The organism is Methylobacterium sp. E-041, from assembly GCF_022829665.1.
In the GTDB taxonomy this organism is placed as follows: Bacteria; Pseudomonadota; Alphaproteobacteria; order Rhizobiales; family Beijerinckiaceae; genus Methylobacterium.
On record NZ_JAKSYQ010000130.1, the window covers coordinates 1 to 12,479 of the forward strand.

Annotated in this window: 12 protein-coding genes and 1 pseudogene; 4 read left to right on the forward strand and 9 right to left on the reverse strand. The window is 63.1% G+C overall.

The window, feature by feature from the left end:
• Positions 1–139: 139 nt before the first annotated feature.
• The 6 genes from MKK70_RS11625 to MKK70_RS11650 all read right to left on the reverse strand — a co-directional run bounded on the left by MKK70_RS11625 (position 140) and on the right by MKK70_RS11650 (position 7,633).
• A complete protein-coding gene (locus tag MKK70_RS11625; RefSeq protein WP_243947844.1) occupies positions 140–751 on the reverse strand; it encodes a TniQ family protein in 612 nt (203 codons plus the stop codon).
• Complete coding sequence (locus tag MKK70_RS11630; RefSeq protein WP_243947846.1) at positions 748–1,836, reverse strand: ATP-binding protein; 1,089 nt, start codon at positions 1,834–1,836, stop codon at positions 748–750. Before MKK70_RS11630 ends, MKK70_RS11625 begins: the two co-directional genes overlap by 4 nt.
• Positions 1,836–4,088, reverse strand: coding sequence for a Mu transposase C-terminal domain-containing protein (locus tag MKK70_RS11635; RefSeq protein ID WP_243947848.1), 2,253 nt, complete (start codon positions 4,086–4,088; stop codon positions 1,836–1,838). Before MKK70_RS11635 ends, MKK70_RS11630 begins: the two co-directional genes overlap by 1 nt.
• Positions 4,089–4,108: 20 nt before the next feature.
• On the reverse strand, positions 4,109–4,846 hold the full coding sequence (locus MKK70_RS11640) for a Tn7 transposase TnsA N-terminal domain-containing protein (protein ID WP_243947850.1): 738 nt from the start codon (positions 4,844–4,846) through the stop codon (positions 4,109–4,111).
• Between the two features lie 965 nt (positions 4,847–5,811).
• Positions 5,812–6,711 (reverse strand): 3'-5' exonuclease, encoded by a 900-nt coding sequence (locus tag MKK70_RS11645; RefSeq protein WP_243947852.1) that lies wholly within the window; start codon positions 6,709–6,711, stop codon positions 5,812–5,814.
• Between the two features lie 100 nt (positions 6,712–6,811).
• Positions 6,812–7,633, reverse strand: coding sequence for a hypothetical protein (locus tag MKK70_RS11650; protein WP_243947854.1), 822 nt, complete (start codon positions 7,631–7,633; stop codon positions 6,812–6,814).
• A 158-nt stretch (positions 7,634–7,791) separates the two neighbouring features.
• Between MKK70_RS11650 and MKK70_RS11655 the strand changes: the two genes are divergently transcribed.
• Positions 7,792–8,031 (forward strand): helix-turn-helix domain-containing protein, encoded by a 240-nt coding sequence (locus MKK70_RS11655; protein WP_243947856.1) that lies wholly within the window; start codon positions 7,792–7,794, stop codon positions 8,029–8,031.
• Between the two features lie 52 nt (positions 8,032–8,083).
• On the opposite strand, the gene MKK70_RS11660 is transcribed toward MKK70_RS11655, so the two are convergent.
• Together MKK70_RS11660 and MKK70_RS11665 are read right to left on the reverse strand one after the other, a co-directional pair.
• On the reverse strand, positions 8,084–8,836 hold the full coding sequence (locus MKK70_RS11660) for an alpha/beta hydrolase family esterase (protein WP_243947858.1): 753 nt from the start codon (positions 8,834–8,836) through the stop codon (positions 8,084–8,086).
• 43 nt (positions 8,837–8,879) lie between these two features.
• Positions 8,880–9,392 carry a hypothetical protein gene (locus tag MKK70_RS11665; RefSeq protein ID WP_243947860.1) on the reverse strand — a complete coding sequence of 171 codons (513 nt, stop codon included), beginning with the start codon at positions 9,390–9,392 and terminating at the stop codon, positions 8,880–8,882.
• Between the two features lie 242 nt (positions 9,393–9,634).
• On the opposite strand from MKK70_RS11665, the gene MKK70_RS11670 reads away from it, so the two are divergent.
• The 3 genes from MKK70_RS11670 to MKK70_RS11680 all read left to right on the forward strand — a co-directional run bounded on the left by MKK70_RS11670 (position 9,635) and on the right by MKK70_RS11680 (position 11,995).
• Complete coding sequence (locus MKK70_RS11670; RefSeq protein ID WP_243947862.1) at positions 9,635–10,813, forward strand: zinc-dependent alcohol dehydrogenase; 1,179 nt, start codon at positions 9,635–9,637, stop codon at positions 10,811–10,813.
• 99 nt (positions 10,814–10,912) lie between these two features.
• Entirely contained in the window at positions 10,913–11,587 is a 675-nt protein-coding gene (locus MKK70_RS11675) for an HAD family hydrolase (protein ID WP_243947864.1), read from the forward strand.
• 24 nt (positions 11,588–11,611) lie between these two features.
• Positions 11,612–11,995, forward strand: coding sequence for an acyl-CoA thioesterase (locus MKK70_RS11680; RefSeq protein WP_243947866.1), 384 nt, complete (start codon positions 11,612–11,614; stop codon positions 11,993–11,995).
• 258 nt (positions 11,996–12,253) lie between these two features.
• Here MKK70_RS11680 and MKK70_RS11685 read toward each other — a convergent pair.
• A pseudogene (locus tag MKK70_RS11685) lies at positions 12,254–12,479 on the reverse strand (methyl-accepting chemotaxis protein); the annotation flags it as partial.

Consider the following 12,479-nt stretch of genomic DNA (forward strand, 5'->3'; position numbering starts at 1 on the left):
TTCTCCATCAGCCCGCGCAGGGCCATGATCTCGTCGGTCATCGGGGGTCTCTCGGGTTCGGGGTTGGTCGTCGCAACCCGACCCTACCCGGCAACCGCCGATGACCACCCCTCAGCTACACCACCGCCTGGGACACGACCTAGAGCGGAACCGCTCGGAACGCCGTGGTGTCTGTCCGATCGCTGCGAAACCGGTCTTCGATATACCGTTCGAGGCTCGTGGCTCGCCGATTTGTACCGGAGTCGAACGCCCGTAAGGTTTCTTTACGATAGAGGACGACCCGGCGCGCAAAATCCCGGAGCTCGTGAATTTCCGCTTCCGGCGAGACGATCGTCAGGGCGATGGCGTGTCTCGCGCAGGTCCGGACCGTTTTCAGTGTCCAGGGCAGTCGTTCGTATATGGCTGTGCCAATCTTCGTCCTGTTCGCCGCATCGTCTCGCAGACAGGCGGGACAGAACGCGAAGGACGTTCGGCGCAGCGCCGTCCGTTCGAAGCGCTCGCCCCTGAGGAGCCATCCCTCGGTCCCATGTACCTGCGCTGCTCGTTCCAGGACGTCGCCCGATAGGCCGGTGATTTCGGCGAGGCGCTGGACCGTTTCGGTTTTGCCCTGACACAGCAGTCCGAAATCAATGCCGAGTTCACCGCAGAATTTGCGAGCGCTCGGCCTCATATGAAGCTGGGCCAACCGAGATACGTAGCTGGTCAACGTCTCGTCGTGGTTGATTGGCAGGGATGGACGCAGGCGCGTCATCCCCGATCCCCTTTCGCCTTTGTGCGTTTTGCCTTGGGTTGGATCAGCCGAGGTGCCGGAAGCGGGTCTTTGCGCAGCAACTGAAGCGGCTTGACTGCGCACCAGTCCGGCACGAGGAAGGGGTTTGCCCCAGGACCGCATTTCGTGCAGTCGGCGTAGCCTTCCGCGAAATGTTGGATCGATAACCGTCCGACCTCGGCGTCCAGCGCGGATCCGATGGCACGATGGATGAGTGTGATCGCGTATCCGAGCTGACTGGAAGCGGCGTGGATCAAACGGGGAATGAGTGTTGTGATCTGAGCCCCGGTAATTTTTAGCTGAGCCATGTCGGCGAGTTCCAAGATGAGGGCCGCGAGCATTTCTCTGTCGTCGCCATCATCCCGCGAGAGTTCTTCGCACGCGACAGGGCGTGTCCGGCGTGTGACCTCACGCGATTTCTCTATGAAATCCGTCAGGCGGGGCAGCCCGGAGATGATGACGATGATGGGCCATACGGGGTTGGCCACCAACCCTTTGATGGCCGCAAGCAGATCTTCGATCTCGTTGACCTTCGCCGTGTCTGTGACGCTATGCATCTCGTCGAGGTAAAGCACGGTCGTGCCAAGCATTTTCAGGCGATCGGTCAGAAGGCTTCGGATCTCACGGCCCTTCAAGTCCCGAATGACGGGATAGCCTGACGCTTCGAGGATCTGCATGCCGATGGACAAGAAGTTCCCCGGCGCAGTGACCTCCACGTGAATCGCCGAAGGGTTCTTGTCATCATCTCCAGCCTCATCGAAGCCCGTGTAGGCCGGATGCTTGCCGAGGAGACGGCGTACGGCGCGTGTCTTTCCCGCCCCCGTCTCACCGAGTACGAGGATGACCGCACCCTCGCGGCGATTGCCGGCCCCGCGCGGTTTCGATGGATCGGTCCGCTGTAGTAAAGTGCAAAGTGTGTCGTCCAAGGTCTTTTCGAGATCTTTGTGCCACTGGGTCGTGAGGAAACGCGCGGTGATGCGTTCCATCATCTCGACCCGGGCAAGCTTATGTTTGCCCAAGGCATGGCTCAGTCGATCAAGTGCGTTCGACGATCGGTCATCCATCATCAGTCGATCCTCCATTTCTTCTCGCCGCTGGGTGAAGATTGGCCGCCGGCAGTATCCGGGCCCGTATCGGTCCGCTCGTCGGATCGGTCGGTCCCCTCGGTGACGCTATCGTCCACGGACGCCTCGCCCAGCGCTGCGCCGGTCTTGATGGCATCGTGATAGAAGTCGGTGGCGCTGATCGCCGCTCGATCGCTCTCGGTCGGGTCGATACTCGTGACATGCATGCCAAGCGCGAGGTGGGCCTCGGCGTGGTCGAGCTGCTCCTGGGTCAAAGTGGGCGGTGCGATGCCTGCCCGGTGCCGCGCGGCCGTGGCGAGGTTTTCGATGGCGCGGTTCGTCTCCTGAATGACGTCCGAGCGCATGCGGCCGGGGCCGAAGCGTGCGCGCATGTCCGCCAGGCTGAGCGTCCAGGTCTGGAGGGTGACATCCTCCATGCCCAGGGTCGTGCACGGGACGGAAAGCCATGGCCCGTCCGAGCCGATCTGAACGGAGGCCGTGCCGAGGTCGTCCGGATCGACGCGCATCCGGACGCGGGTCGTTCCGCGCTCATCGGCCACCTTGCGGCGATGTTGCTGCAGGGGGGCGGATTGATAGTGAAGGGCGAGAAAGCGGACACCTTCGTGGTCGAGCGTCGCCTCACGCTCGATTCCGAAGGCCGCCCGCATCCTGCCGCGGTCTGGCGGTTGCAGCAAGCCCTGGTAGAGTTGGATGCCGTTCAGCCAAACTTCTCTTGGGGTCTTCCCTCTAAGACCTTCATGCGGGAGGTTGTGATAGATGTCGACGATGTATCGCACGAACACGTAGCGCACATCTTCGATTGTCAGGCTCGCGTTCTTTTCCGATTCGTAGGCTCCGCGGCGCACGACGTTCTCGAATGTGCGGCCACTGAAGCGGCCGATAAGTTCGGTATGAGCGCGACTGAAGAAGCGCTCGACGCGCCCGCGCATCCAGGGCAATCCGCCAATCGTCAGGACGGGATTGATCCCCAACTCAAGGCAAGCCCTGCGAAATCGGCCGTTGGAGAAGGAGGGACCGCCATCCGTGGCGAGCTCTTCCATGAGGCCGAACATGTCCCATGGGGTCAGCGTACCGAGGCTATCGGCGAACGTGCCCTTGTCGCTAAGCGCCATCCTGAGCGCTGCTAGCGCATTGTTGGGAGATGCGGTCCAAGCGAGGTTCATCCCGAGGATGACACGAGAATAACAATCGATTGCGACAGCGATGTAGCACTTGTGCTGGGAGATCGTTTCGCGCAGTTCGAGGGGCAGGACATCCCAGAGGCCGGCTTGGACGGCGAGGATCGAGAGGGAGACCTCCCATTCGTCCATCTCGACGCGCGCGAGCGGACGCGTGACCTCAAGCCCCCCCGAGCTGATACGAAACCGTGCGATCGCCGCTTCACGCGTGTAGCGACCGGCATAAGTATCGAAGGCGTCGAGTTCGTCGACCTGCTTATTGAACCACTTGTTCGATGGCATGAGCAAGGGTTCGAGACCCGCAATCAGACGGTCTTTGTTCTTGTCTTTGATCGCAAGATCGAGCTTGTTCCACTGATCGCTCTTCTTCGGGCGGCCATTGGCGGCATAGCCGACGACGAACTTGACGGCGAGCGCGCGGACCTCCAGCGAGACCACTGGAGCGCGGGGACCACAATTGCCGTAGTGGGGGATCAGGCTTCGTGGGTCAAAATCGGCGCGGCGCAGACGCGTCATCCAACCGCGGAAGGCCTTGGGACCGACCATCTCGCATCCAGGATTGGAATCGCCAGTGGCGTCGGTCTTCCTTTCCGAGGCTTTGATGGGGCCACCGCGCCGCTTGCGCATTTTGCCGTCTTTGGTGCGGCGCAGCGGATTCTCGATCGCTTTGATCTCGTCGCCAATTTTGGGAAGGACTTCCTTCAGCGACTCGTCGGACAAAGAGGCGGTTCCGGCCGCGACGCGCTGCAGCAACAACGAGCACGCTGTAAAGCGATAGAGGACGACCCTCTGGAGGTACGAGCTGCAGTCGGCGATGTACGCCACGCCGTGGAAAAGGCGGGTCTTCACCCGGCCTTGTTCGAACCAGCCGCGCTCGAACCGATAGTCGCGCCGCCGCCGGATCCGATCGAACTCTTCGAAGGTGAAGGCCTCCCGGATACCGGGATCTTGGACGCGCGTGAAGATGTAGCCCGCGTCCGTAGTCGCGTACCAACGGTACTCTGTCCCGCCGATCACATGCAGGTCGTCAATGTGATGGCGCAGCAGCGGCGGCAAGCCCGATCCCGGCCCGGCGCTCACGGCTGGTCCCCCACCGAAGCGTCGGTTTCGACGTCGTGTGTCCGGGGTGCCTTCGGCGCTGCCCGAACGAGGGTCTCGTAACCGATCCTCCGCGCATTCGCGGTCAGACCGCCGTTCGCGATCGCGCGCACGACGGCCATGAAGCCCCGTCCCTTCAGGTCGCTCCTGGCGACGAGGTCTCCGACGGTGATCGCACCGGTCAGATCGGAGTAGCAGACAGCCACGGCTGCGTCCGCCTCGGGATCCGGGGTACGACGGGCCGCCCAGATGAGCTTGGCGTCATGGACGCGGTCACGCCCGAGGTCGGCATCGGTGATGAGCTTGACCTTCTGGGCAATCGCCTTGGGGACGTAGGCTGCGATCTGGCGCAGCTGGGCCCGGAAGTTCTTGGCCTGCGCGCGGGCCTCGGGCTTGATCGCCACGAGGATCCGTTCGCCCGACCGGCGGGTCAGCAGGAAGTCGAAGGTGTGCCTGTGGGGCTCGCCGTCCCCGTCGAGGTAGGTGACCGCCGGGGGCTGCTCCGAGACATCGACGATGTCACGGTCGGCTAGGAACACGTATGTCGCCTTGGCCTCGAGATCACTCTCGCACCGGATTTCTCGCGGCGGGTCGCCGCCGACGATCGTGACCCTGGTACCGCCCTTGGAGGGCCGGATGGAGGAGCGCGAAGCGCGGCTCGGTAGGGGGCCGTAATGTAGGCAAGGCTCTGCCTTGCCCGAACGGATCGGGTTCACTGCACAAATATCCTCATCATCTTGGTTCGATGAGCGTCCTGCCTATCGGCGAAGCTCAGGACGAACCGGCGATCCGTCGACGACTTGCGTGGAGACGCAGATCGATGCGACGGCAAGGGCGTCAAGGATGATGAGAATGCTGGACCCGGACCCAGACTCTTGCGCCGCCGTCATCGACGTGCGACCGTCCAGCCCGTGCCGTTCCGGTGCGATTCCTCGCACCGGGTGGGTACAGCATCCTCACGGGGTGTTGCCGACGACGATCCATGCCTGGTGACGTCGGTAGTTCGGGTAGTCACCGAGTGGGGGTGTCCGATTGCAGTCGGACGCCCCCGTGGTGACCCGGCCCGAGGAACTCGGGCTGACGGACCTCATTTTGCCGTCGGTCGGCACTGTGCCGCCGTTCATAGACAAATCTTAAGCGCATCGCGCGGCACCGCACTAGGGCCACCTCCGGTTCGAGCGCTTCTGCCCGCCTCGGTCATGCTTTGGTGACAGTTGGCGAATCGCTCTGATTTCAAAGACTTGCGGAAGGATCGGGCGGGACTTTCGCAGGGCCTGAGGCCTCAGATTTTTTTCTGGCGCTTGGTCTTGTTCCACTCTGAAGCACCTCGAATCGAGGCAGGTTTAGAGTTCGTTCACCTTGAATCGCTGTCGAAACACGTTGGCGGGCTTCGGAACGGCAGGGCCCCAGGTTTGCGTTCTTGCGCGGCAGGGGATCACGGACGGCTTCGACGAGAAGGATCGCCATGAGGACGATGCCGACCTGGGCAGCATGTAGAGGCTGAGGTACACGTGCTATCTCGCGAGTTCGTGCTTGAGGGCCTCGACGGCGGCGGTGGTCTCCTCACCGACCAATTCGGCGATGGCGACGGCTTGAGCGGGTGTGAAACCGGATGCCGTCAACGTCGGGCTGGACGTTGACGCTGGCTCGGCATCGTCGACGTACGGCGATGACATCGCGATCAAGCCTGGCGATCGGAGAAGCGGACGTAGGCATCCAACTCCATCACCAGAGGCTCCAACACGTCTCCCCGATCGAGATCGTCGAGAAACCGGAGCTCGCGCTCGACCTCTTCGGCGGTCACGTCACGATGCCACGCCCGCGGTCGTCCATCCTCCCCGTTCGACCAGCGGTACCCGTGGGCACGGACGCGATCCTTCAAGTCGTATGGGAGGCCGAGAGCGTAGACCCTCAAGCTCGGCTGCCGAACCGCTGCCAACAGATGCGCCAGAGGGGTCTGCCCGGACTCGGGCAAGGACTGCTCCAAAATTTCCAGCAGTGCGTAGCAGTCGTCGATGCTGCGATGGCCGTTGAAGTAGAACCGGAAATGATAGGCGAGGTAGAAGAGCTTCGTTCCTTCCAGACCCTCTTCGAACCATTTCACCTGAGTCTGTGAGCAGGTCCATGGCAAGGTCGCGAACACGGGACAGGCTCGCTCCATGAAGCGTCGGTCGAAGTCTGCGTTGTGGGCGATGACGATGTCCACGTCTTCGACAAAGGCTGCGATCGCGGCGATGTCGAGGCGCTTCCCTCTGACCATGTCGTTGGTGATCCCAGTCAATCGCCTGACGAGGGCAGGGATCGGACGGTTCGGCTGATGGAAGCCCTCGTACTGGCTCACCACACCGAGGATGACACCTCCCGGCGTGTAGGCGAACTTGATCATTCCGAGTTCGATGATTTCGTCGCCGTCGGAACCCGTATCGAGGCCTGTCGTTTCGACGTCGACGATCAAGCCGATTTTCGTGCGGGGACCGAGCGGTCGTTCACAATAGGTTCGTCGGACGAGTTTGCGTAGGACGCGAAATTCGGGTGAGCACCGAAGTGCGATCGCGTGGAGTTCTGCTTCGAAAGTATCCATGTCAATCTCCAATGAGATCCTGAGGCGGCTCAGGCAGGCGGCCTCGTTCCCGCTCGGGGCGGGGGACGACGTGTCCGAGACGGATGACGTCGGACGGCGATCAGCGCGTGTTGCGCGTCCGTGCCGACAGGCGGATCGCGTCCGGCCCGATCGGAAAGATCGCCTCGACCAATCGCTTGACCGAAGCCTCGTCCTGTCGCTCGCACGCAGCGTCGGCAGCGTCATGTGCCGGGACCGTGCGGACGGGCGGCGAGGTTTCGAACTTCCGTATCAGCGGCAGGAGCAGATCGGGTATGGCACGGTGCAGTTCTTCGCGCAGATGGCGCGTCATCCGCTCGACGGTCGGGATCACCGGCACGCCGAAATGCGCATCAACGTCCGGACCTTGCACCGTGAGGTGCGGGGGCAGACCGGCCGCGCCAAACCAGTCGATGCAGGCCGACGTCGTCACGTCGATCGTCGAGTAGCCCTGGTCACGCAGATAGGCACGCAGCAGCAGGCGCACCGAGGCGACATCGCGTTCCAGGGGTTTGCGCAAGCGCGGACCCATGTCGCCGCCGCCACGCTTCACCGAATAAGCGCCGGCCCAGCCGGCGGCGATGTCGATCACGATTAGATCGTGATTGACGGAGCGCACGGCGGGCTGATCATAGCGGAGGTTGAGCCGCGCCAAGCTCTCGGCCGTGTTCGAACCCAGAAGCCCGTCGGCGGCCGCGGTGATCGGAATGACCGGGTTGTGAAGGACCTCGAACCGACCACTCGCTTGCAGAGCCTCGACGAAAGCCTTCTCGAGAAGGATCCCATGACGCTTGACTACGGAGGACGAGATGCTGATCAGGCGGCTCAGTTCCGCGCCGAGGACCTCGTCGAGCGGAAACTTGGTGTTCACTGCGGCCGCGACTGCATCGGTCGCGGCTTTCATAAGGGGATCTACGACGTTTCGATTGGCGGAATGCGGCAACATCAATCGACCTCCACGCCCCGGAGCGGCGAACATTCGCAGTCGACACGGGCTTGGCGTCTAATGTGCAACCTGGCGTATTTTACGTAAGAAGGCTTTTCTGCCCATCGGAGGATGAAATGATTACGCCAGCGCAGTGTCGAGCCGCTCGCGCCCTTTTGGAGTTGTCGCAGAAGCAGCTCGCCGAGATATCCGGAGTTAGCCTACGCACAGTCCAAGGATTCGAGGCTGGAGAACGATCTCTTCAGAGCTTGGCAATGTCGGCACTGGAAGGAGTCTTTGCCGGAAGGGGAATCGTGATGATCGCGGATTCGAAGTGGACTGGAGTAAAAGTCGAACAAGATCCGCGGTCACCGTGACTTATGAAATTGAGTGCCGCTGGCCTGAAAAAATTCCGGGACTTATTACGACTTATCCACAGCCAGGGGGGCGCGACTGCGGCTGCTTCTCGCCACTGGGCCCAGATGTAAGGCGAATTGTTCGATAATTTAATTCGAAAAGCCGTAGCGATTTCGACCAGGGCGATGACTGACGCGGTGCGACGGTCGTGTCGCGGTCCCCATGGAACACGATGGTCGGAACCGGATGCGCTGTCCGCAACGGTTGACGCACGGCGCCCCGACGCATCGTCGAGAGGGCTGCCGCCATCGACCCGGCGGCCCCGCTGGCGAGACCGGAATGGATGCTCACGGCGGCATAGATGTCCGGGTAGGCCTTGGCCATCACCGCGGCCGCTGCCCCGCCCGAGGACAGGCCCGCGACGTAGACCCTTGCCGGGTCCACGTCGAAATCCTCCATGATCCGTTGGGTCAGCCCGGCGAGGATAGACGGCTCGCCCCTCCCGCGGTGCTGGTCGCTGTCCCTGAACCAGTTCCAGCTCTTGATCATGTTGGCCGACCGGGGCTGATCGGGATAGGCCACGATGACGCCCTGCTCCTCGGCCAGCCGGTCCATCCGGGTTCCGATGGCGAAGTCGCGCGCGGTCTGCGAGCAGCCGTGGAGCATCACCACGAGCGGACGGGGACCGTGTCCGGAACCCGAAGGCACAAACAGGTCGTAGGCGCCGCTACCGGCTTGGTTGCCGTACCGACGTGCCAAGGCGCCGGGCCGGTCGATGGATCGCTCCGCCGATTTAATCGCCGCGGGTCCGGGACGCTCTGTCATAGGGATGCTTTCAAGGATGGCCCTGTACGGAGCGGAATGTGAGCTACGGCAGGGCGCCGATCATGCCCTTTGCCTCGGTCATCATATTCTCGCATGCGCGCTTGTCGCCGCCTCGGTCCTCGGCGGACGCCCGGACGATGAGGGTCCGCGCGGCGGCGATGTGGTCGGCGGTTGAAACCATCTCCGGATCGCTCGGTGAGCCGCGGCGGATATCGGTCAGACCTCGGGCCGAAGCTGTTCGAAGTTCGTGCCCCGATTTCAGGCCCGCGATCTGAACCGCCCCGGCGCTGTCGAGGCGACGCTCGATGGTGCCGATCTGTTCGGCGCAGAACGATGCGAGGGCGGGAAGCGGAAGGGTCGCTAGAACGGCGCGGCGGCGAAGCGCATCATGGTGTCTCTCCGGGGGATGGCAGCACCTCCGGACCCGCACGACGAGCGGACGATCGGGATGACATCCCTCACGCAGCGATGCGAGGGTAGCATCTATCCAACACGATCCAGCAACGAATGTTGCACCGCAACACAAAACGCCGGGCAGACCCGTGTCGACCGCCATCGCTGCAACTTGCCGGTCCGGGCACCCGGTAATGGTCCGGCCGGGCGCGGTCGCCACCCTTCCTGGGGTGATAAGGCTGCCAGCGTCCCGAAAGGCGGTCGGGCGATCCCATTCGCTAAAATTCTTATTGTCGCTCGTGGGATCAAGAGAGTCGGGGATTAGTTGTCATCATGCTTAGCGCTCGGCGGCGAGCGGTTTTTTCCGCGGTTTAGCGCGTGATATTTTCCAGTAGGATCATCGAAATGAAGGCACTTACTTGGCAGGGCCGAGGCAAGATCTCGTGCGAGACTGTGCCGGACCCGAAGATCGAGCATGGTCGTGACGTCATCATCAAGGTGACCGCCTGCGCGATCTGCGGCTCGGACCTTCACCTCATGGGCGGCTTCATGCCCACGATGGAGTGCGGCGACGTCCTCGGGCACGAGACCATGGGTGAAGTCATCGAGGTTGGTCGGGACAACGCCAAGCTGAAGGTCGGCGACCGCATCGTGGTGCCCTTCACGATCTGCTGCGGCGAGTGTCGCCAATGCAGGTGGGGCAACTGGAGCTGCTGCGAGCGCACCAATCCAAATGGAGCGATGCAGGCCAAGGTGTTTGGCTATCCGCTCGCCGGACTGTTCGGCTTCTCGCACCTCACCGGTGGCATCCCCGGCGGCCAGGCTGAGTACCTGCGGGTGCCCTACGCCGACGTCGGCCCCATCGTCGTACCCGAGGGCCTGACCGACGAGCAGGTGCTGTTCCTTAGCGACATCTTCCCGACCGCCTACCAGGCCGCCGAGCATTGCGACATCGGTCCGGAGGACACGGTGGCGATCTGGGGCTGCGGCCCAGTCGGCGTGCTCGCGGTCAAGTGCTGCCTGATGCTGGGCGCCAAGCGCGTCATCTCTATCGACAGCGTCCCGGAGCGCCTCGCCCTGGCGCGGGAAGCCGGTGCCGAGACAATCGATCTATCCACCGAGAACATCCAGGACACGCTGATGGAGATGACCCACGGCCTCGGACCAGACTCGGTCATTGAGGCGGTCGGCATGGAGTCCCACGGGGCGGACACCACGCTGCAGAAGGTGTCGTCCGCCATTATGGAGCACACCGTCAGCCTGGAGCGTCCGTTCGCGCTCAACCAGGCGATCCTGGCCTGCCGCCCCGGTGGCAACGTCTCGATGCCCGGCGTCTTCGCGGGCCCGGTCGGTCCCGTCGCCCTCGGCGTCCTGATGAACAAGGGCCTGACCCTGAAGACCGGCCAGACCCACATGGTCCGCTACATGAAGCCGCTGATGGAGCACATCCAAAACGGCGACATCGACCCGTCCTTCATCATCAGCCATCGCTCCACGAACCTGGAGGACGGCCCGGCGCTGTACGACATGTTCCGGGACAAGAAGGATGCCTGCACCAAGGTGGTGTTCAAGCCTCACGGCTGAAGGACGACCACGGAGCTGAAGCACGTTCATCTCCAAGGACAGGGGCAAGGCCGGCTCCTGATGGGTCGCCGCCGCCAACAACAGACAAGAAAGCGTCTCATGCCCACCGCGGTGATTTTCGACGTCGATGGTACCCTCATCGATTCGGTCCCCCAGCACGCCCGTGCCTGGCAGGATGCCTTCCGGGACTTCGGTCACGACATCCCTTTCGAAGAACTCAGGAGGCAGATCGGCAAGGGCGGGGACCTCCTGATGCCGGTGTTCCTGTCGGAGGCGGAGATCGCCGAGAAGGGCGATGCCCTGGAGGAGCACCGCTCGGGGATCCTGAAGGAGCTCTACCTCCCGACCATCAAGGGCTTGCCGCAGGTTCGGGCGCTCGTCGAGCGCCTGCTGGCCGACGGCAAGCAGCTCGCACTCGCCTCCTCCGCCAAGGGCGACGAGCTCAAGACTTACAAGAAGATCGCCGAGATCGACGATCTCATCAGCATCGAGACGTCGTCTGATGACGCGGAGGAGAGCAAGCCGAACCCGGACATCTTCCAGACGGCCCTGGAGCGCCTAAACGGCGTCGCGGCACAGGATGCCGTCGTCGTCGGTGATACGCCCTACGATGCCGAAGCTGCTACCAAGGCCGGCATTCGGACGATTGGGCTGCTTACGGGGGGGTGGACGGTCGAAGAACTCATGCAGGCCGGCTGCATCGCCACCTATCGGGATCCGGCTGAACTGCTCGCCCGATACGAGACCTCGCCACTCGCCGGGTCGCAGGCCTGATCGTACAAGGACGGAGCACCTCCCATGGCAGCCACGAGCTCAAGCCCGTCCGAGGGTCCACACCTGCGCACCATCGCCATGCCGCGCGACACGAACGCTGCTGGCGCCATCTTCGGAGGCTGGACGGTTTCGCAGATGGATCTGGCCGGCGGAACCTTTGCTGCCCAGCGAACTGAGGGCCGCGTGGCGACGGTCAGCATCGACGCAATGCGTTTTCTCAGGCCGATCTCGGTCGGCGATGAGGTGAGTTGCTACTGCGCCCTACAGGAAGACGGTGAGACATCGTTGGGCGTTCGGATCGAGGTCTGGATCCGGGATAGGACCGGAGGTGATCCGCAGAAGGTCACCGAAGGGGTGTTCACCTATGTCGCCTTGGACGACGAGGGGAAGGCGCGGCATCGGACCTAACTCCGGTCTAACAGGAACTGGAGGCGTTCGCCGTTCTCAGGGTGCAGGGCCGAGGTGTCTGGACTCCTATGCATGGATGCTTTCGGGAAGCGCCGATGGTGGTTCGAACGGCTGAGTTGGGTCGGGACCCGCCCGTCCGCTCTATGACCGACTTGGGTGGGAAGCCGCCCGTCCGCTTCTGCGCCGAGAAGGAGCAGAAGCGGACGTTGAAGTCGGGATTGAACGTCGGCCGTAGCACCTGAGTCGTGAGGTTCTACCTCAGGCGGCTCTGACGGTCGCGAGGAAGTGGTCGACTTCCGCCGCGAGGTGCTCGGACTGACGCGACAGCTCGGACGCCGCGCCGAGCACCTGGGTCGCCGCCGCGCCGGTCTCCTCGGCCGCGCCCGCCACGCCGGTGATGTTGCCGGTTACCTCCGCCGTGCCCACAGCCGCCTGGCTGACGTTGCGTACGATCTCCTGCGTCGCCGCGCCCTGCTGCTCCACG

Excerpts from the sequence above, each read along its gene's own strand:
- MKK70_RS11625 (WP_243947844.1), bottom strand. The coding sequence starts at position 751 with ATGACGCGCCTGCGTCCATCCCTGCCAATCAACCACGACGAGACGTTG.
- MKK70_RS11630 (WP_243947846.1), bottom strand. The coding sequence starts at position 1,836 with ATGATGGATGACCGATCGTCGAACGCACTTGATCGACTGAGCCATGCC.
- MKK70_RS11645 (WP_243947852.1), bottom strand. The coding sequence starts at position 6,711 with ATGGATACTTTCGAAGCAGAACTCCACGCGATCGCACTTCGGTGCTCA.
- MKK70_RS11650 (WP_243947854.1), bottom strand. The coding sequence starts at position 7,633 with ATGAAAGCCGCGACCGATGCAGTCGCGGCCGCAGTGAACACCAAGTTT.
- MKK70_RS11655 (WP_243947856.1), top strand. The coding sequence starts at position 7,792 with ATGATTACGCCAGCGCAGTGTCGAGCCGCTCGCGCCCTTTTGGAGTTG.
- MKK70_RS11660 (WP_243947858.1), bottom strand. The coding sequence starts at position 8,836 with ATGACAGAGCGTCCCGGACCCGCGGCGATTAAATCGGCGGAGCGATCC.
- MKK70_RS11665 (WP_243947860.1), bottom strand. The coding sequence starts at position 9,392 with ATGGCGGTCGACACGGGTCTGCCCGGCGTTTTGTGTTGCGGTGCAACA.
- MKK70_RS11670 (WP_243947862.1), top strand. The coding sequence starts at position 9,635 with ATGAAGGCACTTACTTGGCAGGGCCGAGGCAAGATCTCGTGCGAGACT.
- MKK70_RS11675 (WP_243947864.1), top strand. The coding sequence starts at position 10,913 with ATGCCCACCGCGGTGATTTTCGACGTCGATGGTACCCTCATCGATTCG.
- MKK70_RS11680 (WP_243947866.1), top strand. The coding sequence starts at position 11,612 with ATGGCAGCCACGAGCTCAAGCCCGTCCGAGGGTCCACACCTGCGCACC.